At 34.3% G+C, this 24709-nt stretch carries 18 protein-coding genes and 1 pseudogene; all 19 read right to left on the reverse strand.

Features of this window, described 5'->3' with window-relative positions:
- Positions 1–2331: pseudogene (locus Q1B37_RS20230) on the reverse strand (hypothetical protein); the annotation flags it as partial.
- A 543-nt stretch (positions 2332–2874) separates the two neighbouring features.
- A complete protein-coding gene (locus Q1B37_RS20235) occupies positions 2875–3516 on the reverse strand; it encodes a DUF6266 family protein (RefSeq protein WP_054851354.1) in 642 nt (213 codons plus the stop codon).
- Between the two features lie 125 nt (positions 3517–3641).
- Positions 3642–4082, reverse strand: coding sequence for a hypothetical protein (locus Q1B37_RS20240; protein ID WP_106688420.1), 441 nt, complete (start codon positions 4080–4082; stop codon positions 3642–3644).
- A gap of 1080 nt (positions 4083–5162) precedes the next feature.
- Positions 5163–5657 (reverse strand): cation transporter, encoded by a 495-nt coding sequence (locus tag Q1B37_RS20245; protein ID WP_106688419.1) that lies wholly within the window; start codon positions 5655–5657, stop codon positions 5163–5165.
- A gap of 32 nt (positions 5658–5689) precedes the next feature.
- Positions 5690–7468 carry an efflux RND transporter periplasmic adaptor subunit gene (locus Q1B37_RS20250; protein ID WP_147130664.1) on the reverse strand — a complete coding sequence of 593 codons (1779 nt, stop codon included), beginning with the start codon at positions 7466–7468 and terminating at the stop codon, positions 5690–5692.
- Positions 7455–7940 carry a DUF305 domain-containing protein gene (locus tag Q1B37_RS20255; protein WP_106678902.1) on the reverse strand — a complete coding sequence of 162 codons (486 nt, stop codon included), beginning with the start codon at positions 7938–7940 and terminating at the stop codon, positions 7455–7457. Before Q1B37_RS20255 ends, Q1B37_RS20250 begins: the two co-directional genes overlap by 14 nt.
- Before the next feature lie 26 nt (positions 7941–7966).
- Positions 7967–8758 carry a cation transporter gene (locus Q1B37_RS20260; protein ID WP_027879802.1) on the reverse strand — a complete coding sequence of 264 codons (792 nt, stop codon included), beginning with the start codon at positions 8756–8758 and terminating at the stop codon, positions 7967–7969.
- Between the two features lie 4 nt (positions 8759–8762).
- Positions 8763–11267 carry a heavy metal translocating P-type ATPase gene (locus tag Q1B37_RS20265; RefSeq protein ID WP_147130662.1) on the reverse strand — a complete coding sequence of 835 codons (2505 nt, stop codon included), beginning with the start codon at positions 11265–11267 and terminating at the stop codon, positions 8763–8765.
- Positions 11268–11330: 63 nt separating this feature from the next.
- Positions 11331–11786, reverse strand: coding sequence for a heme-binding domain-containing protein (locus Q1B37_RS20270; RefSeq protein ID WP_027879800.1), 456 nt, complete (start codon positions 11784–11786; stop codon positions 11331–11333).
- Entirely contained in the window at positions 11787–12389 is a 603-nt protein-coding gene (locus Q1B37_RS20275) for a DUF3347 domain-containing protein (protein ID WP_299901833.1), read from the reverse strand.
- 52 nt (positions 12390–12441) lie between these two features.
- On the reverse strand, positions 12442–14727 hold the full coding sequence (locus Q1B37_RS20280; RefSeq protein WP_299901835.1) for a multicopper oxidase domain-containing protein: 2286 nt from the start codon (positions 14725–14727) through the stop codon (positions 12442–12444).
- A gap of 3 nt (positions 14728–14730) precedes the next feature.
- A complete protein-coding gene (locus tag Q1B37_RS20285) occupies positions 14731–15966 on the reverse strand; it encodes a TolC family protein (RefSeq protein WP_299901838.1) in 1236 nt (411 codons plus the stop codon).
- Positions 15963–19670, reverse strand: coding sequence for an efflux RND transporter permease subunit (locus Q1B37_RS20290; RefSeq protein ID WP_106688412.1), 3708 nt, complete (start codon positions 19668–19670; stop codon positions 15963–15965). Before Q1B37_RS20290 ends, Q1B37_RS20285 begins: the two co-directional genes overlap by 4 nt.
- A gap of 107 nt (positions 19671–19777) precedes the next feature.
- Complete coding sequence (locus Q1B37_RS20295) at positions 19778–20191, reverse strand: hypothetical protein (protein WP_036122971.1); 414 nt, start codon at positions 20189–20191, stop codon at positions 19778–19780.
- A 71-nt stretch (positions 20192–20262) separates the two neighbouring features.
- The gene (locus Q1B37_RS20300; protein ID WP_106688411.1) at positions 20263–22212 is read right to left on the reverse strand and encodes a heavy metal translocating P-type ATPase; all 1950 of its coding nucleotides are present in this window, start codon (positions 22210–22212) and stop codon (positions 20263–20265) included.
- Between the two features lie 11 nt (positions 22213–22223).
- Entirely contained in the window at positions 22224–22430 is a 207-nt protein-coding gene (locus Q1B37_RS20305) for a GDCCVxC domain-containing (seleno)protein (protein ID WP_081653185.1), read from the reverse strand.
- Positions 22430–23026, reverse strand: a complete 597-nt coding sequence (gene merTP / locus Q1B37_RS20310) for a mercuric transport protein MerTP (RefSeq protein ID WP_027879793.1) — start codon at positions 23024–23026, stop codon at positions 22430–22432. Before merTP ends, Q1B37_RS20305 begins: the two co-directional genes overlap by 1 nt.
- A 61-nt stretch (positions 23027–23087) precedes the next feature.
- Positions 23088–23501 carry a transcriptional repressor gene (locus Q1B37_RS20315; RefSeq protein ID WP_079738441.1) on the reverse strand — a complete coding sequence of 138 codons (414 nt, stop codon included), beginning with the start codon at positions 23499–23501 and terminating at the stop codon, positions 23088–23090.
- Between the two features lie 2 nt (positions 23502–23503).
- The gene (locus Q1B37_RS20320; protein WP_027879791.1) at positions 23504–24709 is read right to left on the reverse strand and encodes an efflux RND transporter periplasmic adaptor subunit; all 1206 of its coding nucleotides are present in this window, start codon (positions 24707–24709) and stop codon (positions 23504–23506) included.

Consider the following 24709-nt stretch of genomic DNA (forward strand, 5'->3'; position numbering starts at 1 on the left):
TCCACCAGCGTTTCCACCTGTTTGAGTAATCAGTGTATTGGCACCAGGCAGGAAGTCATCATTGTTTAGAATGTTTACCGTTCCTGTAGTTCCTTCTACCACGGTTAGATTATCATCCATGGTAGTTGGTACAAGTGGATTCGGATCAGTAGTATCAGGGTTTCCATCATTATCATCGTCGGTATCTGTTACATCTGGTGTTCCATCATCATCTGTATCAGTTTGTACAGTTATATTCACTGTAGCCTGTTCACACACATCATCAGAAGTTGTCGTTGGGCTATCACCGTTTACATCATTACATACTGTATATACGACAGTTACTGTAGTTCCTTCTTCACCAGGAGCAGGTGTATATTCCATTGTTCCAGTTAGTGGATCGAAAGTTACTGTTCCACCAGCGTTTCCACCTGTTTGAGTAATCAGTGTATTGGCACCAGGCAGGAAGTCATCATTGTTTAGAATGTTTACCGTTCCTGTAGTTCCTTCTACCACGGTTAGATTATCATTTTCTGTATTAGCGCCTAATGGATTCGGGTCTGTAGTATCTGGATTTCCGTCATTATCATCATCCGTATCACAAGCATCGGCTATATTATCAGAATCATTATCAGGTCCATTATTTACATAATCAGTATCTGGGGTTGTATATCCATCTGCTCCTCCAGTTACTAAACCTGTAGAACTAAATCCTGTACCTTCTAATTCTCCTGGTCTAGTACCACTTGGAGTAAAACCAGCCTCTATTACATCATTACAATTATCTCCATCCGCATCAATATCTAAATGATTAGCAATACCGTCTCCATCAATATCATAAATATCAGGTATTCCATTATTATTGGCATCGGTATAATTTGTGGTTGAACCGTCACCTCCATTTCCATTGTCAATGGTATCTGCAAAATTAATAACACCATCACCATCTTCATCACCGAAAGGGTCATTACCTAGATGCTCAACGGTATCCAAAATACCATCATTATCATCATCATCATCATCAATATCTAAAGTACCATCCCCATCTGAATCTAGTGTGTCTCTAAAATCAACATCTCCTCCTGAAAATACATTACCATCCGCATCTGGTAAAGAAGAAGGTGTATTTATTGTACCATTCGCATCAGAATAATCTCCTGAAGTATCAATGACGTTATCTAATCCGTCTCTATCTGTGTCAATTCCTGTTAGTGTTATCCCAGCTTCAAAAGTATCACTGAAACCATCGTTATCACTATCATTATCTAAATAATCTGGCACGGTATCGGATAATGCTAATGTACTATCACTATTTTCAAGAGTTGTAAAACCGCCTCCATAGTTATCCGGTACACCATTTCCATCTACTGTGTTACTTGGTGCAATATATCCAGTAGTAGATTGGGCTTCTACATTATCGGGAATACCATCATTATCACTATCTAAATCTAAATGGTTCGGAATACTATCGCCATCAGTATCATATACATCTGGAATTCCATCACTATTGACATCTGTATAATTTGTTGTTGATCCATCTCCTGCTGGAATGCCAGGTTGTCCCGCATTATCTTCAACATCTTGAAAATTTGGTAACCCATCTCCATCTGCATCTCCATCTGGACTATTTCCGTTAGCTTCGTCTACATCTAAGATACCATCGTTATCATCATCATCATCCAGAGAATCATCAAAGGAATCACCGTCTGTGTCCGCAGGGCAAATATCATATATAAAAGGAGGAGATAGAGTGAATTCAGAAAAATTAAAATCAATATTTTTAACAAAACCACTATTTCCTGTTAATAGAAGATTAAATATTCCAGTATCCTTAATTTCAAACATCACTGATCCAGCAGATCCATTTATTGTACCAGATGCTAATATGCCTGATGGTGTTGGAGTAATATTAACATCAGGGTCTCCTGTTACAAACCTAAAATTTGAATCACAAGTATATTCTACAGCTTCATTATTAGGCCCATCCAGATCATTAAAGGTTAACCTATAATCGTCTTGCACTGTATTTAAAGAACTATCTAAAAATTCAAATGTTGTGACAGCACTACCAGTGGTATTATTGGACCATCTTATATTATCTGGAGCCAAAAATGACCAGCTTCCAGCAGCACCACTAACACGGGTTGTTCTAACAAAAGCGATAGCTGGATTATCAGTAGAATTAGCAGAAAAAAGGACTACATCTGTTCCTGCACCACTAGAAATACCTGTTACAGAAACTCCACTAAAGTTTTGAGACCATCCTTTGATGGAAAACAGGAGTAGAACCAAAATAAGTTTAAAAATAGATAAGCAAATGTTTTTTTGGGGGAAGGAGTAGTTTTTTTCCATATTTTACATTTTAATAGTTTTATAGTGTAATCTATTCAACTCTATAATTAACGAATCTAAATTTTTTATAAATTTTTAAGAATTTAGAAATGTGAATATAAAAAAGAATATCGATAAAAAGCAATTATCTTCGATAAAACACGTTAATTACTGTTAAAACGTAAAAAAAAGACTGTTTTGACATTTTTTAATAATTAAAAAAGGTATACATATAAATGTACAAAAGTTATTAGCTAGTGATGCTCGTTTCTTACAATAAATGACGTGTTTACATCATTATAAATTAGGATAAAAAGTTTAGAATCTAGTTTTATCTAAAAAAGTCAAATAAAGGAAAATAAGATTATATAAAAGGAAACTATTTCCCAATACAATATTTAACTATCCTTATGTCTATTGACGTTAAGGCATTTGGGCAACAAATAGGGTACAAAAAATACATAAAAAGAATAAATAAAGAGTAAACATCAATAAATTGAGCTACTAATATAGCACAAAAAAAACCGCTCGATTAGAGCGGTTTCCAAATAAAAACACCAAGCATTAATTAGCTGTACCAGAGCCTAAATAAATACTGTTTGATACTTGACTACCATCAGCAGTAATAAACGCCATAAATAGCTCTACCGTATCTCCTGCATAAGTTGTTGGGATTGAAACAATTTGAGAACCTACTGTTCTGTCTGCTCCATCAAGTAAAGAAATAGATTCCTTTTTTGAGGGATTGTAAACCAACAACATCGCTTTATCAGTTGCATTTGCGTTACCTTCGGCAGAGTTATCATCCCACCCAAAAGTTACTTCTCCAGCAGTTGCTAAATCAGTCGTCGGGTTTAACGCACCAGATAAACCCCCGCGACTTACTAAAGCGTTTGGATAGTCAACAACAAAGTTAGGTTCTGTACCTGTAATCGCATTATTCAACACATACGACATTGCAGCATTAAATTCTGTTTTCTTAACTGCTAATCCTTTATACCCTAACTTAATAAAAGGCTTTACAGCCTGTAAAAATTCTAAAGTGGCAGTAAACTTTGTTCTTTGGTTTACTTGACCAACAGTTCTTGGATTGGCTACACTTGAGGGTTTAATTCTAATGTAATCAATTCCTTTCCAGCTTCCACCGATAACGTTTCCAACCTTACCTGAAAGCCCTCCTAAAATACCTTGGGAAATTTTACCCATAACATAAATAATTTAAATGAAACTTATTTTTCTTCGGACTTGATACGGACTTAACACGAAGTTGTACCTTCCGACTGAATATATGGCAAGTTTTATGCTATTCGTTAGATATGGATTTTGTTGCTTTAGATTGCTTCTTTTTGCATTTTAGAAAATAAACTTTGAATGTATGATACTTTCAAATCTGCCATTTTTGAAATGACTTTTTGAAGTTCGGCTTCTTTTTTACTAATCGCTGACACTATATTAATATGCTTTTGCAATTGAAATTCATTATTTATTAATGATATAAAACTATTTTTTAGAGTATTTCTGCAATCATCTATTGAAATAAACGGAATTACACTTCCTTTTAAATGGTAAGCGTAAAAACCGCCTATTTGTAACATCATAGATAAGTGAAAAAGTGTGTGTTTTACCTCTTCTGTTGTAGTAGTGACAACGAAACAGTTAGCACAGGATTTTAAGAGTGTTTTTCCGCTGTTTAGCCCTTTGTTTAGTATAAAAAAATGAGGGTTTGAGTAAGCTTTTCCGACTTGGTGTGTTTTTAGTTCAAAAGTTGACATAGCTATCCAATTTAAAATTGCTTCGCTACGCTTCGCGCCATTTTTTTTTTGAAAAGAAAAAAGATAGCCATAGTTGTTGTGGCGTGGGTTAGGCTGTCAAGGTTTTTGGATAAAAGTTTTTTTATTGAATGACTAAATCAAAAGAAAAAGGGTTTTGAAAAAAGTTTTATTCAAAACCCGTAGGGCTTGACCTTTATAGCCTTGTGCGGTTGGCAGAGGTAGCCACATATATTTGCCATCTTTTTTATTTTAAATTTTCAAATTAGTTAAACTTGATTGAAAATGCCTTTAACTTTTCTGGGGAATTAACACTTAAAAAAATAGGTTTTAGTACCGTACTGAGCGTTGGGTGAAGCGTTTGTATGGGTAGCATTTTAAATAGTTGTTTGATAAAACAGCATTTAAACAAGCTACTTATACAGGACTTTTAGACAATAGCTTTTTGTTTTTTTGAGGCACGAGAAAAAGCAATATGCTATGGCGTAGCACTACACTTTATAAACCTATTTTTTTATAACCGCTGACTTGGGTTGTGGGGAAAAGTGGACTTTAATATTTGTTAACGAAATGAAACAAACAAAGACTTGAGGTAAGGAATACTTGGACTTAACGATGGTTTTGTGCAGCTTGAATGAGATAACGAATATTATTATCAATTAACAGAAACCTTAAAATGTTTAAATGTTTAATGTTAGTTCAAAATGTGGTTAAATGTTCGGAATTGCGCGTTGGAATTGCGGATATTTTACATAATACCAGTTATAGCTACGAAAATATAAGAATGCTGCGATAGCAAACCCTTGAAAGGATTTTTGCTACTATAACTTGTATTATGTAACATAGCTTGGGTGAGTTTAGGGTTTTATGATATAATAATAACAGAATAGCTTATTGCAGTTTGGTTTGATTTTATGAAAACCAAAGCTGTAATATGCTATTACCTTAAAGACAAAAAAACGCTAAACTTGTTAGGTGAGCGGAACAACACAAAAGACAGAGGATTTTGAGGTACGAAAAAACTGGGTTTTGGGTTGTGGGGAATAAAAAAGAGCCTTCCGAAAAAGACTCTTTCATTATTGCTTAATGGTCGTGATTTGAATGGTCATCACTTTCTTCTTCACCAGATTGATTCATCATCATTTCGTGGTCGTATTTACAACAACCTGGTAAACCATCATATGCTTCTTCATCACCTGCTACTTTTTCGGTATCATATCCTGAAGCTGCGATTGCTTTATGGATTGCCATTGCATCGGTTTTTGTATCATCAAAAGACACATCAATCTTCTTTTTATCGACATCCCAATTAGCACTTGTAACACCTTCAACACCGTTAGCTGCTTTTTCGATAGTGTTTTTACACATTCCGCAATTTCCTCTTACACCAAAAGACAGGTCTGTCATTGCCATATCTTTTGACATTTCAGTAGTTGTGGTTTCTGTTTCTTTTTTGGTTTCGTTTTTACAACTTGTTAAACCTAATGCTGCTATTACAGCTACACTTAAAATTACTTTTTTACTCACGTCGATTACATTTTTGTTTTTGTGTTCGTGATTTTTCTTTGAAAAATTCATTGTTTAAAATTTAATTGTTATTACTTGATTTATTATTCTATTACTTGTTTTACTTCACCACAGGTTAGCATTGCTTCGCCAAAGTATGGATTGATTACTTTTTCTTCTTTGCTTAACCAATAAGCACCATTATTGTTATCTGCCATTGGACAAAATTCTACATAGACCTTTTCATTGATACCAAATAGTTGTACAGCATTGATTAGATGTGATGATAAATGTTTAAAATGGTCTCTTTGTGATTTTATATCGGACGTTTCAGAAATTGAAGTTGCAGAAGATTTTATTTCGCCTTCTAATGACATCCAATGGTTATGCGCCTTATTATCTGACAACAATTTCATATCTACTTTGTTCAATTTATTTAATAAAGTTGTTGCGTTTGCTGAAGTACTTATTGAATCTTCTTTTACTAAAGCATCTTTTAAATTGATATACGCATTGTAAACACTATTTAACTGTTGTTGAAATTTCTCTGATACTTCCAAACGCTCATTCATATTAGTGTGGTCACTTTCTTTGTTAGATGCATTGTTATCCATACCTAAATGACCTTCGTGTCCAGTCATTACTTTACCACCATCTTTATTCATCATAGACTTTTTGCCTTGTAATTGTGCTGCTGCATCAACCGTAAATGTTCCGTTAGTCACTATTTCATTTCCAACAAATAAACCTTCTACAACTTCATATTCATTACCAATTTGATTGCCTAATTTAATTTCACGCATTTCAAAAATAGGTTGGTCTGGATTTGTTTTAAGGTACACCACAGAACGTTCACCTGTCCATAATACAGAAGATGCAGGAATTGATATTACTTCATCATTTTTAGCTGTACTGCCTTCAATATTTGCGGTTACAAACATTCCTGGTTTAAATACATCGTCCTTATTGCTTAAAACAACACGTAAGGTTACAGTTCTTGTTTTCGTGTTTAAAACTGGGTCAATGAAATCAACTTTACCTTTAAACTCTTTATTAGGATAAGCATTGGTTGTTATCATCACTTCCTGTCCTTTTTTAAAGCGGTCAATCTGATTTTCATACACATCAAAGTTTCCCCAAACTGTGTTGAGATTGGCAATTTTTAATAAGGGTTGTCCTTGTTTGATGTAATCGCCTTGCTCTACCAATTTTTCTGTAACAGTACCCGAAACGGTTGCATAAACAGGAAAGTTTTCTTTTACTTTTCCTGTTTCTTCAATCTGGTTGATTTGATTTTCAGAGAGTTTCCATAATTTCAATTTATTACGGACTGCTTTGTATAAAGCAGGTTGAGATTCTTTTAAAGAAGCTGCTGTGATTAATTCTTGTTGTGCTGCATAGAGTTCTGGCGAATAAATGGTTGCCAATAATTGACCTTTACGAACTTCTTCGCCTGTAAAACTCACATTCAAACGTTCAATTCTTCCAGCGAAATAACTTACCTGTACTGCATTGGCTTCTTCGTTTTCGGCAATTTTTCCTGAAAGTTTTATGATTCCATTTTCTACTAAACCATTACCAACCACCGTGGTTTGAATGTTTGCTAAAGCCATAGCATTAGTGGTTAATTTAAACTGATCTGCTGTTAAACCATCTGCTCCACTTTCGGCAGGAATTAAGTCCATCCCACAAATAGGACAATCGCCTGGTTCAGGCTGCATAATTTGTGGATGCATAGAGCAAGTCCACATTTGATTGGTTTGTTCAACTTCATTGTGATTATGGTCTGCTTCTTCTTTTGATGAACCACCGAAAAGCAACCAACCCAATAATAGACCAACTGCTAATAATCCTAAATAGATTAATATTTTATTTGTTTTCATTTTCTAATCGTTTTATCATTGCTTTCATTTCTTCTATTTCCTTGCGTTGTGCTTCAATAATATCTTCTGCCAGTTTTTTTACTTCTGGGTCTTTTATATCTGCTCTTTCACTTGTTAAAATAGCGATAGAATGATGCGGTATCATTGCTTTCATCCAAAGGACATCACCAATTATTGGTGATTGTGCTCTTACTAACCCCAAAGCCCCTATAAACAGAATAAAACTACCTGCAAGAATTGCTATGTTTTTCTTTCTATCATTATACATTTTTCGCATAAAAAACCACATTATTACTGCCATTGTTGAAATCCCTAAACACGTCATATAGAATCGTGTTAGACTAAACCATACGTGGTCTATGGAATAGGTGTTTAAATACATTGTGATGTACATTGCTACAAATGAGCAAGCCAACATTATAAAGAAGGTTTTGTAATTTCCTTTGTTTGAGTGTTCTTTTGAATTTTCCATATTTTTTTATTTTATAGTTAAACTTTTTACTTACTTAATTTTAATATCCTGAATGCACCTTGTATCACCAATCCAAATACAATGATTCCTATAATTAAATCTGGAATACCAGAATGCAGCCAATTGACTAAAACGCCTGCTGTAATTACGCCAAGATTTATTATAATATCGTTAGAGGTAAAAATCATACTGGCACGCATATGTGCTTCTTGACTTTTAGATTTTTGTAAGAGGTACAAGCAAATGCCATTTGCAATCAAAGCAAATACTGAAACTATAATCATTGTTGAAAATACAGGTAAAGCTTCATAGCCTAAAAATCTACGTATTACCTCAACGATTCCGATAATTGCAAGTGTTATCTGAAAATAGCCTGCATATTTTGCAATCCGTTTCTTTTTTAAAACTGTACCACCAACCGCTATTAAACTCAATCCGTAAACAAATGAATCTGCCAACATATCTAAACTATCAGCAACTAATCCCATTGATTTTGAAATAAGTCCTGTACTCATTTCGATAATAAAAAATGCAAAATTGATGATTAGAACTGTCCACAACAGTTTGGATTGACTCCTTGTAGATTCAGTAATAATTGTGTCTGTATCTTCTGAACTGATTAAACTTTCATTTAATTTTAATTCATTTAAGGCATTACCAATTTCATTTACATTTGAATTATGATATAGTGTTAAGATTCTTTCTTCTAAATTAAAATCAAGTTGTTTGATACCATCTATATCAGATAGCTTCATCTTAATTAGATTTTCTTCAGAAGGACAATCCATTTTTGATATTTTGAAAACTGTTTTCTGCATATAATTAAATGTTTTTTGTTCTTAATCGTAATGCGTTACCTATTACCGAAACCGAACTAAAACTCATTGCTAAAGCTGCTATCATTGGCGAGAGTAGTATTCCGAAGAATGGAAACAACACACCTGCTGCAATAGGCACACCTAAAGTGTTGTAGATAAGTGCAAAAAATAGGTTTTGCTTAATGTTCTTCATTACAGCATTACTTAAATTTTTTGCTTTTACAATACCGTGTAAATCGCCTTTTACGAGTGTTATCATAGCACTTTCTATCGCTACGTCTGTTCCAGTTCCCATAGCAATACCGACATCACTTTTAGCCAATGCTGGTGCATCGTTAATACCATCACCTGCCATAGCAACTACTTTTCCGTTTTCTTGTAATTTTTCTACTTCTTTGAGTTTGTCCTCTGGTAACATACTGGCTTTAAAATCTGCAAGATTTAGTTCTGATGCTACTGCTTGTGCTGTATCGTGATTATCACCTGTAAGCATTATAACATCAATCCCTTTATCTTGAAGTGCTTTAATGGCTTTAGCACTTGTTTCTTTTATCTTATCGCCTATAACTACATATCCAACGACGGTTTCATCTATTGACAAATAAGAAACTGTTTTACCCTGTTTTTGGTAAGATTTAGCTTCGTCTTTCATTGTCGATGTAACATCTGCTTTAGCATATTCCATCATTTTAGGATTACCTAATGTTACTTTTTTATCTTTTATTGTCGCTTCAACACCTTTTCCTGTGACTGCACTAAAATCTTCGGACTTTAAAATTTCTGTGTTGTGTTCTTTGCCATATTTAACTGTCGCTTCTGCCAAAGGATGTTCGCTATTGGTATTTAATGAAACGATGTATTGTAACACTTCTTTTTCGCTTAAAGCAGCATTAAAAGCTCCAACGGTTTCAACTGTTGGTTTTCCTTCGGTAATTGTTCCTGTCTTGTCAACGATAAGCGTATTTACCTTATCCATTTTTTCAAGAGCTTCAGCATTTTTAATCAATACACCATTTTGAGCACCTTTACCCACACCAACCATTACAGACATTGGTGTTGCTAAACCTAAAGCACAAGGACAAGCAATGATTAGTACTGCAATTGCATTGACAAACGCATACACATAAACTGGTTCTGGTCCCCAAATAGACCATACAATAAATGTGATAATAGAAATAAGAACTACAACTGGCACAAAATAGCCTGAAACTTTATCTGCTAAATTTTGAATAGGTGCACGACTTCTACTGGCATCATTAACCATATGAATGATTTGTGATAATAAAGTGTCACTTCCTACCTTTTCTGCTTTCATTAAAAAGGATTGATTCCCATTAATGGTTCCGCTACTTACTTTATCTTCTTGAGATTTGTTTACAGGAATGGGTTCACCTGTAATCATAGATTCGTCAATGGTTGTTTCACCTTCGGTTATCATACCATCTACAGGAATTTTATCTCCTGGTTTTACTTTTAGAATATCATTAAGTTCTATCTCGTCAATACTGACTTCAACTTCTTCACCATCTACTATTTTTATGGCCTTATTAGGTGCTAATTTCAACAGTTCTTTTACTGCCGAATTGGTTTTACTATGGGCACGAGCTTCTAACAACTGACCTAAAAGCACTAACGTTAAAATCACAGTTGCTGCTTCAAAATAGACGTGAACTGCGCCTGATTCAGTTTTAAATTGTTCAGGAAATACATCTGGAAACAACATCCCAAATACACTAAATAACCAAGCCACACCTGCACCAATCCCAATAAGTGTAAACATATTGAGATTCCACGTTTTTATGCTTCTATAAGCACGCTCAAAGAACATCCACGTAGCGTAAAAGACAACTGGAATGGATAAAACAAACTGAATCCAGTTCCAATATTTCTGTTCCATTATATCGTACAACGGATTGTTATTGAGCATTTCGCTCATAGCCATTAAGAAAATGGGCAAGGTAAATGCTGTGGCAATCCAAAATTTCTTTAATAGCTTTTTATACGTTTTTTCTTCTGCTGAACTATCTGCTTCCATTGGGACTAAATCCATCCCACAAATAGGACACGAACCTGCTTCTTCTTTTACAATTTCTGGATGCATCGGACACGTCCATTGTTCCTTTGAAGTTGCTGATAGATTTTGTTCTTCCACCAAATCCATTCCGCAAACAGGACAATCGCCTGGTTTATCATAAGTTTTATCGCCTTCGCAATGCATAGGACAATAAAATGTGCCTGTGCCTTTCCCTTTTTGTTGCTTTTCCTTTTTACCTTTGGTATGATGATGATGATGTTCACCTTGATTATGGATAGTGTATCTATCACTATCTTTTTTTAAGGCTTCTTGAAATGTTTCTATAGGTATGTGTGATTCCATTTCTATGGTAGCTTCTGCCTTTTCTAAATCGACTGTTGCTTTTGAAACGCCTTCTACTTTAGAAAGTGTTTCCTCAACGTGACTGCGACAACCGTTGCAGGTCATTCCGTGTATGTGATATGTGTGTTTCATTGAATTTATTTTTTCTTTTCTTTAAAGAAAAATGAACTAATCCATTCTACTTATATCAGAATTTTAATTTAAACTATCTTTAATTTGTTTCATATAACCAATTATAAGTTCTTTTTCACCTGTCGATAAAAGGGCATTTTTGTGAATTAGCGTATAAGACCAAAGGGGCATTTCGCCATTTTCAATTTGATTGATGATGGATTTTAGTTTACTGTTTTTTCTTCTATTTGAATAATCATCCCATTCATTAAAATTTAATTCTGCCTTGCCTTCTTTGATATGGTCTTCAAGAAACCAGGCTACCGGTTGCACCTTATTGTACCAAGGATATATTGTATTGTTACTGTGGCAATCATAGCAAGAGACTTGTAATTTGTTCTTGATATCATTTGGGACATCATTTACCAACATAAAGTCGGTTTTTGGAACAACTTCACTTTGGTTGCGCGTTGTGGGGATAAATTGAATCCCCACAAACGCCACCAACAACACTATTGCTATGATTTTTAAAATCTTCATTTAGTTAATTTCCTTTTGGACTTTTCCACAGTTCAACATCTTGCTTCCATAATAGGGATTCTTAATATCCTTGCTCATACTTAACCAAGCTGAACCACCATCGTACATTGGACAAAATTGCTCATATAGTTTTACTTGTGTTCCTGTAATAGCTACCATATCAGTAATATCCTTACTTAAAACTTTAAAGTGCTCACGTTGATGTGCTATTGGACTTTCTGAAATATGTTCTGCGTGTTCCGTAGCATCTTCGATAATGTCCTTTAATTCTGATTGCTGGGCATCTGTAAATTTTGAAATGTCAAGCTTTCTTAATGACGTTGCGAGGGTTGCACCCAATTCTTTAGCTTTGGCATTATCATCTACCACTAAGGCATCCTTTAAATTGAAATAGTCATTTAATATTGTTTGAGAATTTGTATCTCCATTCATTGCCATTTTCTTTTTCTTACCATCGTGATGACCATCGCTATTGTCGTGATTCATTTCTGTATTATGACCTTCATCGTTGTTATGTTCTTTTTTTGCGTCTTTACAAGACATTGTTGTTAGGCTTATAAAAGCCATTACCATAATTGTTGTTACTAATTTTACTTTTTTCATTTTGACTTACTTTTAAGATTAATATTTGTTTATATAAAATTGTTATTTATTATTAAAATCGAACTAATAGTCCGCCACCCCAACCATATCGGTTATTATAATTCCCTTGAATTGAAAAATTTCGAGATAAGATGTATGATGCTCCAATTAACCATTGCGTTTCACCTTCATAAGATTTGTTGTTTTCTAACTCATTAACCCATCCAAAATCTGCTCTGTATTCGTATTCTCCTTCGAGAAAAATTCTAGGAAAAATCAATAGTTCTCTGTCTAAACGTATTCTTGGGCGCAGTTGATGGTCCATACTCACATCGACATTAAATCTGTAAGGCGTGAAATATTTAACTCCAACCAATCCCACAGTATTGAATGTATCATAAGAATCTGGTGTTGAAGTTTCAGTATTTACGCCTGCATATACGCGTACCCAATCATTGAGATATCTGTTATAATTTACTTCTATCTCGGCATTTTGGTTATAATCAAACTCGGCACGTAGTGCAAATTCGTTACGGATGCTGCTTGACATCAATAAAAGTTCATTAAAGTTTGAACCTCCACGAAGCATTCCCCACGAATAGTAATGGTCTGTCTCGTCAATTAGGTTTTGTACTGGATAAGGTTTCATCCTTTCATCTCGTGGTGTATCATAGCTAAATACTCTTGCCATACCACCCATCATATGATATAACACGTGACAATGAAAGAACCAATCACCATATTCTTCGTTATAAAATTCGATGACCACTTTTTGCATAGGTGGTACATTGACGGTATGTTTTAATGGGGAACGTTCGCCATTTTCATTGATGACCCTAAAGTAATGTCCGTGTAAGTGCATTGGATGATGCATCATTGTTAGGTTATTCAAAGTAATTCTAGTAACCTCTCCACCTTTAATTTTAATTTTGTCTGTTTCCGAAAGTGGTATGCCATTCAAACTCCAAACATAACGTTGCATATTACCTGTTAGATTAAGTAAAAGGTCGGTTACAGGTATGTCTGCCTTATAAGTCGTGTTTTCTTTTGCCTTTAAAAAATCATAATTGAAATAGGTTTTACGTGTGTCATAATTAAATGAAGTGGTGTCCTTTTGCATTGTAGACATCATATGATTCATTGGCGTCGCATCCTTTTTCATTTCCATATTCATATCATTATCCATCTTCATCTGTCCGTCTTTCATATCCATCTTCATCTTCATTCCATATGTCTGCATCAAAAACTCTGGTGTTTTTTTCTTGTGATTGCCCACCATTGCAGGTGCACCCATCTTCATATCCATTTTTGCCATTTGCTTCATCATAGCTACTTTATCTGGTCTGTCTATAACTGTTGCTGGATACAGTTTTCCGCTACCTAAACGAATGGACATATTACCAGAACCATCTTGTGCTGTTGCGGTAATTTCCAATGTGCCTTCTGGAATGGTTACAATCACATCATAGGTTTCGGCAATTACAAAAAGAAATCGGTTTTTATATTTTGGTGTTACATCCACACCATCACTCGCTACAATCATCGGGTTACCACCACCAAAATCCATCCAATAATAAGATGAAGCAGATGCATTAATAAAACGTAGTCGTACTTTTTCACCTGTTTTAAACTCTGGATATTCTGCAACTTTTTTACCATTGGCTAAAAACGCAGGATAGTAGATATCTGCAATATCTGCACCTTCCATTCTATCGCGCCAAAATTTGAATTGTGCGCCTAATGCATCTTCTTTTATAACTCTGCTTAATGGTACCGCTGTTCCTTTTTTAACCTGATACCACTCATTTCCTCGTTTAAGGTTTCGCAGTACATTTATTGGTTTTTCATTTGTCCAATCGGAAAGGACTACGACTAAATCCTTATCATAGTCCAAGGTCTTTTCTTTAGGATGAATGACTATTGAGCCATAAACTCCTTTTTGCTCTTGCAACATCGTGTGGGAATGATACCAATATGTGCCAGATTGGTTTATAGGTATTCTATATTGAAATGTAGTGTTTGGTTTTATAGGTGGCGTAGTTAAATAAGGTACACCATCATAAAAATTAGGAAGTATTAAACCGTGCCAATGTACAGAGGTTTCTTCATCCATTTTATTAGTTACGTTAATAATAGCGAGGTCACCTTCATTAAATTCTAATGTAGGACCTGGAATTCCACCATTAATTGTCATTCCTTTGGCGGTTACACCTGAAAGAGTTATTTCATTTTCTTCTATAGTAAGGTTATACTCTTGTATGTTTCGGCCTTCTTCTTTTCTATCTTCACCATTTGTACCAACTTGGGCAAATGCCATTGAAGTTAGAAACAAGAGAAATATTGTGTTAAATGTTTTCATTGTTTACTGAATTAAATAATTAATGATTGTACTTTGCACATAGTAGGTCTTCACAGATTCTATTTGGTTCATTTGAAACTTTAGCTGCAACTCTTGAATATCTAAAACATCATTAAAATCTATCGTTCCTGTTTCGTAGCTTTTGATTAAAATATCTTCTGCATCTTTAGCTTGCTTTAAGTTTTTTGTTTGAGTAGCATAACTTATTCTTGCAGAAATGCGTTCGTTATTTGCTTTGTCTAAAAGCGTTTCCAATGCATTTAAACGTTCCTGTTTTTGAGCAGTAATTTCCTGCTGTTGCAAATCATTTTGTTTGGTTTGGGATTTATATTTCTTATTGAAAATTGGGATAGATACCGAAACCATTGGCATTACAATATCCTTTCCGTTATCGCTGAAATCCATATTTGGTCTTTCAGCAACATTGATGTAATCTAATCCGAAACCAATCATTGGACTACTTTCTTTTTGATTCAATAATTCTGATTGCTCTATGGATTGATAGAGTTTATCATATTTTAGTAATTCAGGATGTACCGATAGATTTTCAGTATTGATTTCAAAATCTTCAATCGGAATTGTTAAGCTATCTACCACAGTAACTACAACATCATTTTTCCTATTCAAAAGGTTATTAAAATTAGTTTGTTCTGCTAAAAATTGTTGTTGCAACACATCTTTGAGTTGTTGCATTTCGTTTTGACGCATTTGTAAACGCAATACATCAACCGCTGATGCTTTACCAACCTCAACAGAAGTCAAAGCCATTGTTTCATATGTTTCTAACAGATTGATATTCTCTGTTAATACCTTTTGTTTTGCTTTATTAGCATATAGTCTATAATAAGATTGTGAAACTGAAGACATTAATTTTCGCTTCGCAATTACAATATCTTCATACTTAACATCTGCTAACGAACTAACGTAATTTTCTCTTGCCGAAATATTACCAAACCACGGTAACATTTGTTTTGCAGACACCTTAAAGCGTTGAGCACCTGTTCGAGTTTCTGGTTCACTTACAAAATAACCAACTCCAAATTCGGTATTAGGAATGGTGTTGACCTCGTTTACCTTTTCGGAAGCTCTTTTGTATTGTAACTCAAACTTTTGAATTTCTGGATTGTTTGTTAAGGCTTCATCGATAAGTATTTCTAATTGTTGAGCGTTCGCAAAAAGACTCAAGAAACAAGAGCCAAGAGCCAAGACGATTTTTATTTGTATTGATTTATATTTCATTTTGATGTTCTTTTAAGTTGAACTTCTGCTTTCCAGCTATACAATACTGGTACAACAAACAAAGTGATTAAGGCTATAAGCATTCCACCAAAACTTGGTATTGCCATAGGTATCATAATATCACTACCTCTTCCTGTAGATGTTAATACTGGTAATAATGCCAATATGGTAGTAGCAGTTGTCATTAAACAAGGTCTAATACGTTTTTCTCCTGCTTCTACTACTGATGCTCTGATTTCTTTTTTATTTTCTGGTGTATTTCTATCAAATGTTTGTGTTAAATAAGTTGCCATTACAACTCCATCATCGGTTGCGATACCAAATAGTGCAATAAACCCAACCCAAACCGCTACACTTAAATTAATGGGGTGCATTTGAAATAAATCGCGCAGATTTTCACCAAAGACATTGAAGTTTAAGAACCAATCTTGACCATAGAGCCATATCATTACAAAACCACCAGCAAAAGCAACTGCAATACCTGTGAATACCATTAGTGATGTCCCTACTGAACGAAATTGGAAATACAGAATTAAGAAAATGATTGCCAACGCTAAAGGCACAACAACCGACAAGGTTTTTTCTGCTCTTAATTGGTTTTCATACGTTCCCGTAAATTGGTAGTTGATACCTTTTGGGACTACCAATTCGCCACTATCTATCTTTTCTTGAATTAAGGTTTGTGCATTTTCTACCACATTGACTTCTGCAAAACCATCCATTTTATCAAATAACACATAGCCAACTAAAAAAGTGTCTTCACTTTTAATTACTTGTGGACCTTGTTCATATTTTATAGTCGCTAATTCACTTAAAGGAATAGGGCTTCCTTTTTCAACAGGCACATAGATTTGTTTTAAATCGGTTGGATTTGCTCTTAATTCTCTTGGGTAACGAACTCTAACACCATAACGCTCACGACCTTCTACTGTCTGTGTTAATACCATACCACCAACAGCCACTTTCAAAACATTTTGAACTTCCTCAATGGTTACGCCATAACGAGCAATTTTCTCTCTATCAATATCAATTAACAAATAGGGTTTACCTACAATACGGTCTGCAAAAACAGCTTCATCTTTTACACCTTCAGCTTGTTTTAAAATATCTTCTAATCGCATTCCAAACGCTTCAATCTGCTTTAAATCTTGCCCTTTTATTTTAATACCCATTGGTGCTCGCATTCCTGTTTGCAACATTACCAATCGGGTTTCAATAGGTTGTAGCTTTGGTGCAGACGTTACGCCTGGTAATTTGGTCACTTTTACAATTTCGTTCCAAATATCATCTGGTGATTGTATTTCAGGTCTCCAATTTCGATAGAACTCGCCATTATTGTCTGGAATGAGTTGAGACCTTTCGACTGTGCTCAAGGTGACATTTTCTGTATTATTTGGATTTGCGATAAATCGACCATCTTTTAATTCAAACAAGCCATCATTATTCACTTTGTAGCGTTGACGTTCTCGGTTTTCATTCAGCATATATTCTGACTTATACTGAATAACATTTTCATACATTGATAGTGGTGCTGGGTCTAATGCAGATTCTGTACGACCTGCTTTTCCAACTACAGTTTCGATTTCAGGAATACTGGCAACTGCCATATCTAACTGCTGTAAAACACGCTTATTTTCTTCTACACCAGAATGTGGCATAGAAGTAGGCATCAATAAAAAAGAACCTTCATTTAACGATGGCATAAATTCTTTGCCTGTGTTTTTCATAATGAAAAAACCAGCAATGACAATTGCAGTTGGAATTGAAAGAAATAGTAATTTATTATCTAAACACCATCTTAAAATTCGAGTATAATACCTGATAAACAATGAGAAAACACCCAATAAGCCAAAGCAAATGACACCAACAAAGATGAGGTTCCAGAAGATACTTTTATCAACTCCTAAAGGTCTCCAATATTCCGCTAACAGAAATACTATTGCAGTTGTACATATTATGATATTAATTAAGTTGGATTGTTTTTCTGTTATTTTATTTTGAGTACTTAACAATGCTGTGATACCAAAAGCTATCAATATTAATCCTAACCAATAACCATAGATTATTGCTATTATCCCTAATACTATTAAAACGCCATTTAAAGCATATTTAAAATGCGTTTTTATGCTTTTCTTTCTGAATAAAAACGCTGCAAAAGGTGGAATTAAAAACAATGCTACAATTATTGAAGCTGTTAATGCAAAGGTTTTTGTGAATGCTAATGGTCTGAACAATTTACCTTCAGCGCCAATCATTGTAAATACAGGAATGAAACTTATAATTGTAGTCATTACTGCGGTTACGATTGCACCAGAAACTTCGGCTGTTGCGTTGTAAACTACTGTATTAATGGATTGTGTTCCATCATCTTCATCTAAATGCCGAATGATATTTTCTGATAGTATAACACCAACATCGACCATTGTTCCGATAGCAATTGCAATACCAGATAATGCGACAATATTAGCATCGACGCCAAAGAGTTTCATCGCAATAAATACCATTAAGACTGCAACTGGTAATAATCCTGAAATCAAGACAGAAGCTCGAAGATTAAACACCATAATGATTATAACCAAAATGGTAATCAATATTTCAAGAGTTAAGGCTTCATTGAGTGTACCTAAAGTTTCTTGTATCAATTCTGTTCTGTCATAAAAAGGCACTATGGTAACTTGTGATGTTCTTCCATCTGCCAAAACTTTTGAAGGTAATCCTGCACTTAATTCATTAATTTTTTCCTTTACGTTATTAATGACTTCCATTGGGTTTGCTCCATAACGAGCCACCACAACAGCACCAACAACTTCAGCACCTTCTTTATCCAATAAACCTCGTCTTGTTGCTGGACCTAATGAAACTTTTCCAATGTCTTTAATTTTTATTGAAGTGAAATTTTCAGAATCAACTACAGCATTTTCAATATCTGCAATGGATTTTACATACCCCAAACCACGAACTAAATATTCAGCTTGGTTAATTTCCAAGGTTTGTGCGCCAATATCCTTATTACTTTCTTTTACAGCTTTAACAATATGATGTAACCCAATGTTATATTGACGCATTAGTTCTGGGTTTACATCCACTTGGTACTCTTGAACATAACCACCAATTGATGCAACTTCAGAAACACCGCTTGCAGAGGACAAGGCATATTTAACATAGTAATCTTGAATACTACGTAATTCGTGTAAATCCCAACCACCTGTTACATTACCGTTCTCATCACGACCTTCAAGTGTGTACCAAAATATTTGTCCTAATCCTGTGGCATCTGGACCTAACGCTGGATTAACACCTTCGGGTAATAAACCACTTGGTAAGGAATTAAGTTTTTCGAGAATACGACTTCTGCTCCAGTAAAATTCTATATCCTCTTCAAAAATGATATAGATGCTTGAAAACCCAAACATAGAGGAACTACGAATGGTTTTCACTCCAGGAATACCCAATAATGATGTGGTTAATGGATAGGTTATTTGGTCTTCTATATCTTGTGGGGAACGACCATCCCACTTGGTAAATACGATTTGTTGATTTTCACCTATATCGGGAATAGCATCTACTGCTACAGGGTTACTTGGCAAAAATCCTGTATCCCAATTAAAAGGTGCATTAACAGTTCCCCATCCAATAAAAAGGACAAGTAGTAAAACTGCAACGAGTTTGTTTTCTATTAAAAATTTGATGCTTTTATTTAGCATATGATTGATTTTAAACAATTAGACAATAGTGTTGTAAAAACACCGAATACAGTAAATTATCCTTACGACATTGCAGTCATAGGATAAAAGAGTCTATTGTTTAAAAATCAAATTAAGTATGTCTCGTCAATCTTGTAGAGTTGCCTTATGACGAGTGGTGGTTTGTATTCTTCGTAGGTAGATACATTACTGTCTAAACCTTCAAAAAGGTTAATGTAAGTATAAACAAATGAAGCGATGAATACTTGTTGCTCAAACGTGATTTTGTCAACTTGCAATTGTAATTCGTCTTGACCTTCAATTGCTAATTGTTTATCATCACAACAATTTTTCTTGGTAATAGAACATTCTTCGGTTGAAGGCTTTTCCATTTCCATTCCGCAACCTTTGGCTTTTTGAAAGATAGCAGATTCTACTAAAGTATCTCCACAATAATGCATATTCACAGTAAATGACATTGTAGAGAATAACACTACAAAAGTCATTGCTAAAGACATTATTTTATGGAAAATCTGCTTCATATTGATTGCGAAGTTACGAAATTTTAACAACTATTGATTTTGTTTAACAGAAGTTTAATTGATTAATCTGCTTAATCCCATTTCATTTTCTGCAATCGAACTGCATTTAAAATTGCTAATAATGCTACTCCTACATCTGCAAAAACAGCTTCCCACATTGTGGCTAAACCACCTGCTCCTAATATCAAGACAATAACTTTAACTCCAAACGCTAAAATGATATTCTGCCAAACTACTTTGCGTGTAGAACGACTAATTTTAATGGCTCTCACTACTTTTGATGGTTGGTCTGTTTGAATAATGACATCTGCTGTTTCAATAGCTACATCACTACCCAAACCACCCATTGCAATTCCAACGTTACTTGCTGCTAAAACAGGCGCATCGTTTATACCATCCCCTATAAATGCTACTTTATTTTCAGGATTCTTTTTTAATATTTCAACTTCGTTTAACTTATCTTCTGGAAGTAAATCACCTTTTGCATTTTCGATGTTCAACTCTTTAGCGACTTGTTGAGTAATGGAATCTTTGTCACCGGAAAGCATCATAATATTTTTGATACCAACTTTTTGTAATTTGACAATTGTTTCTTTGGCATCTTCTTTTAATTCGTCTGCTATTACCACATAACCAGCAAACTTGTTATCTATTGCAACTAATACAATAGATTCTACAATATTTTCCGTTTCCGCTGGGACTTCTATATTATTAGCAATCATTAATGCTTTATTACCTACTAAAACTGTTTTACTATTTACAATTCCTTTTAATCCTTTACCTGCAATTTCAGAAACGTCTTGAGCTTCAAAATCTTCTCCTTCTGATTTATACTCTAAAATTGCTTTAGCAATTGGATGCGTGGATTGTTCTTCCATCGCCATTAAATATTGCATAAATTCGGTTTCTTTCCAATCAATTGCTTTTACTTCTTTGATTTTAAAAACACCTTTAGTTACGGTTCCTGTTTTGTCCATTACCAAAGTATTTATCTTGGTCATTGCATCTAAAAATGAAGCACCTTTAAATAATATTCCATTTTTTGAAGCTGCTCCCAATCCACCGAAATATCCTAATGGAATTGAAATCACTAACGCACAAGGACAAGATATTACCAAGAATATTAATGCTCTGTATAACCAATCTCTAAATATATAATCATCTACAAAAAAGTAAGGTATAAAAGTAACACCAATAGCCAAGAACACTACAATTGGTGTGTAGATACGAGCAAACTGTCTAATGAATAATTCTGTTTTAGACTTACGAGCTGTAGCATTTTGAACCAAGTCTAATATTCTCGCAATAGAACTATCTTCAAACTTGTTGGTTACCTCAACTTCAATAACACTTTCTAAATTGATACTACCTGCGTAAACCTTTGCTTCTTTCTGAATGGAATCTGGTTTGCTTTCGCCTGTTAATGCTGCGGTGTTTAGAGATGCTTTTTCGGATAATAAAACACCATCCAATGGAATTTTTTCACCTACTCGAATTTGAATTTTTTCTCCAATGTTTACATCTTTTGGCGACACACTTTTATAATCTCCCTCACGAAATACATTGGCTTCTTTAGGTCTAACATCTAATAATGCTTTTATATTTCCTTTTGCACGATTTACAGCAGCACTTTGAAATAATTCGCCTACTGCATAAAATAGCATTACTGCAACACCTTCGGGATATTCACCAATAACAAATGCACCAATGGTTGCTATAGACATTAAAAAGAACTCTGTAAAAACATCACCTTTTTTAATACTATTCCAACCCTCTTTCACAACAGGAAGGCCTACAGGTAAATATGCAATACCATACCAAGCAATACGAATCCAATCCTTAAAGAAGGAAACATCAAAATAATCTAAACCTATACCAATGATAAGCATTGTAAAACTTATGATTGCAGGTACATAGGTTTTGAATGCACTACCATTACCGTGATTATGACCATCATCGTGAGAATGTTGTTCTTCTGAATTTGGTTTTAAATCTCTTAAATTGACTTTCTTTTTTTTCATTTAGTTTTGTTTTAGCAACAACTTTTGTTTTGTTGAATTGGTGGACAAGGAACTGTACCATAAGAACAATACACACAACAATCACCCTCGTTTGGTTTTAGAACCGTTTTACAATGCTCACACTCGTAAAAGAATTGACAAGCGTTAGTTGGCATATCTTCCACTTTTTTATGACCGCAGTTAGGGCAAGTGATTTCCGATTTTAATATGGTTTGCATCAATTTTCTTTTTTATCAGTTACTTTATAACCTGTAGCATTAATTGCTTTCTCAATCTCCAATTCATTGGTTTTAGTTTCGTCAAACTCAATGATTGAGTTACCATTTTCGTATGATGTTTTTGAGTTTACAATTCCGTTAAGTTTATTTACTTCGTGGTTTACGTGAGCTTCACAACTGGCACAGGTCATACCACTTATTTTATACTCTGTTGTTTTGATATTTGAGTTATTAACTATTATGATTTGTTTTTCGGTTTTTGGATATAACATACTTGAGTAGTATGGGAAAGCCAACATCACAATTGCAAATGCTGTTACCACTCCTAAAAAGGTTTTTGAATGCATAAATTTTGGTTTTTCATCCGTTTCACATTCGCCGCAGTCTATTTCTTTTTCTGGCTTGAATTTTTGATACCAAGCAAAGAGAAGAACTACTATTGTTAGCCCAATTAAGTAAGGTCTAAATGGTTCTATCCAAGAAAAAGTTGAAGCTACACCGCTTGTTCCTGCTATTAAAGCCAAAACAGGTGTTATACAACATAATGAAGCTGTAATTGCTGTAAGCAAACTTGTTATCGCTAATTTACTTTTCATAATTACTTAATTCTTTGATTACAAAAATGCAATTAAAAAGCGTGCAATGGAAGTGCATTTATTATCCACTACACTTATCACATATACCTTTTACAACCAAGTTTACATTTTCTGAAACAAATCCATCAGGCACTTTAATTTGTGGAATTTTATGTTCTGTTAAGCAAATGGTTTCATTACAATTATTACAATGGAAATGTAAGTGCAAATCGGTTTTTATATCACAATTACATCCCTTTTCGCATAAAGCATATTTTGTAATCCCTGTACCATCGTCAATTTGATGCACAATATCCTTTTCTTCAAAGGTTTTAATAGTTCTGTACAAGGTAGTTCTATCTGCTTTTTCAAAAGCATTTTCAATATCACTTAATGTTACCGCTATCTCTTTTTCTGCAAGAAACTTATAAATTAACATACGCATTGCTGTAACACGAATATTTTTTGACTCTAATACTTGTTCTATTGTTTCCATAATTAATCGTGGTCTTCCGCTTCTCCTTTTTTCATTTCTGCCATAAGATAATAAGCATTGTTATAAGCGAATTTTGTGTTTTCATCTATTTCTTCAGTAAATTTAATTGCTACCCATTTGCCATCTTTTTCTCCAACAATCACTTCAACAGGTTTAAAGCTCCAATCATCATTTTCTTTTTCTCCTGAAAATATATAATGTTTATCTCCTTCTTTAAAAATGGCACTTTCCGGTAATGCTTTAGTTTGGGTATTATTTACTTGAATTTTACCTTGAATATACATCCCAGGAATTAAATTACCTTTTTTGTTTTCTATTTCTGCGTGAACGTGAACTGCTTTCGGGCTGTCTTCAAACGTTTTACTCACGGAATAGATTTCTGCGGTAAGTTCTGTATCTGGTATAGATTGTACCGTAAAGTTTACTCTTTGACCCTTCTGTACTTTATGGACATCTTTTTCAAAGACCATAAAATCTGCGTGAGCGTGATGCGTATTTACTACCTCAAACAACTCTGTTTGTGGCTCTACATATTGTCCTGTTTTTACTTCAACTTTTTGTACGAAACCCTCTATTGGACTTCGCAATGCTATGCGCTGTGAAATTGTGCCATTACGAACAGAAGTTGTATTGACGTTCAATATTCTTAATTGTGCTTGCAGACCATTTACTATTGCTTTTGAAGCATCATATTCTGCTTCTGCCTTTTGAAAATTAGCACCAGAGCCAACGCCTGCTTCATACAGCTTTTGTTGACGTTCATAATTCTTTTTTAGAAAATTACTATTGCTATAAGCGTTTAAATAATCCGTTTGTAATTTTATAATATTTGGGTGCGATAGATAAGCCACTACTTGACCTTTATTAACCTTATCACCTTCAATCACTTCAATTGAAACGACATTTGCACCAACAACAGTAGTAATAGCTGCTTCGTTTTGTGGTGGTACTTCTAACGTTCCGTTTGCTTCTACATAGCCGCTCATATTACGTAATGCCAACGTATCTATTTTCATTTTTAAAGCATCGAATTGCTGTTGTGATAGCATTACTTCTTCGCTTTCATTATGTTCTTCATTAACTTCTGTTTTTTCTTCCTCATCGTGGGAATGGCCATCATTCTCGTTATGATTTTCTTTATTTCCGCAAGCTGAAACAAAAATGGTTAACACCATTACGGTAAGAATTTTATATATTTTATTTTTCAT

The organism is uncultured Aquimarina sp., from assembly GCF_947492965.1.
Classification (GTDB): Bacteria; Bacteroidota; Bacteroidia; order Flavobacteriales; family Flavobacteriaceae; genus Aquimarina.

What these genes read in the sequence shown, in the direction of transcription:
- Q1B37_RS20260 (WP_027879802.1), bottom strand. Translation starts at nt 8,758, where the DNA reads ATGCAGAAAACAGTTTTCAAAATATCAAAAATGGATTGTCCTTCTGAA.
- Q1B37_RS20290 (WP_106688412.1), bottom strand. Translation starts at nt 19,670, where the DNA reads ATGCTAAATAAAAGCATCAAATTTTTAATAGAAAACAAACTCGTTGCA.
- Q1B37_RS20245 (WP_106688419.1), bottom strand. Translation starts at nt 5,657, where the DNA reads ATGAATTTTTCAAAGAAAAATCACGAACACAAAAACAAAAATGTAATC.
- Q1B37_RS20250 (WP_147130664.1), bottom strand. Translation starts at nt 7,468, where the DNA reads ATGAAAACAAATAAAATATTAATCTATTTAGGATTATTAGCAGTTGGT.
- Q1B37_RS20285 (WP_299901838.1), bottom strand. Translation starts at nt 15,966, where the DNA reads ATGAAATATAAATCAATACAAATAAAAATCGTCTTGGCTCTTGGCTCT.
- Q1B37_RS20295 (WP_036122971.1), bottom strand. Translation starts at nt 20,191, where the DNA reads ATGAAGCAGATTTTCCATAAAATAATGTCTTTAGCAATGACTTTTGTA.
- Q1B37_RS20270 (WP_027879800.1), bottom strand. Translation starts at nt 11,786, where the DNA reads ATGAAGATTTTAAAAATCATAGCAATAGTGTTGTTGGTGGCGTTTGTG.
- Q1B37_RS20300 (WP_106688411.1), bottom strand. Translation starts at nt 22,212, where the DNA reads ATGAAAAAAAAGAAAGTCAATTTAAGAGATTTAAAACCAAATTCAGAA.
- Q1B37_RS20280 (WP_299901835.1), bottom strand. Translation starts at nt 14,727, where the DNA reads ATGAAAACATTTAACACAATATTTCTCTTGTTTCTAACTTCAATGGCA.
- Q1B37_RS20255 (WP_106678902.1), bottom strand. Translation starts at nt 7,940, where the DNA reads ATGGAAAATTCAAAAGAACACTCAAACAAAGGAAATTACAAAACCTTC.
- Q1B37_RS20240 (WP_106688420.1), bottom strand. Translation starts at nt 4,082, where the DNA reads ATGTCAACTTTTGAACTAAAAACACACCAAGTCGGAAAAGCTTACTCA.
- Q1B37_RS20235 (WP_054851354.1), bottom strand. Translation starts at nt 3,516, where the DNA reads ATGGGTAAAATTTCCCAAGGTATTTTAGGAGGGCTTTCAGGTAAGGTT.
- Q1B37_RS20265 (WP_147130662.1), bottom strand. Translation starts at nt 11,267, where the DNA reads ATGAAACACACATATCACATACACGGAATGACCTGCAACGGTTGTCGC.
- Q1B37_RS20275 (WP_299901833.1), bottom strand. Translation starts at nt 12,389, where the DNA reads ATGAAAAAAGTAAAATTAGTAACAACAATTATGGTAATGGCTTTTATA.
- merTP (WP_027879793.1), bottom strand. Translation starts at nt 23,026, where the DNA reads ATGAAAAGTAAATTAGCGATAACAAGTTTGCTTACAGCAATTACAGCT.
- Q1B37_RS20305 (WP_081653185.1), bottom strand. Translation starts at nt 22,430, where the DNA reads ATGCAAACCATATTAAAATCGGAAATCACTTGCCCTAACTGCGGTCAT.
- Q1B37_RS20315 (WP_079738441.1), bottom strand. Translation starts at nt 23,501, where the DNA reads ATGGAAACAATAGAACAAGTATTAGAGTCAAAAAATATTCGTGTTACA.
- Q1B37_RS20320 (WP_027879791.1), bottom strand. Translation starts at nt 24,709, where the DNA reads ATGAAAAATAAAATATATAAAATTCTTACCGTAATGGTGTTAACCATT.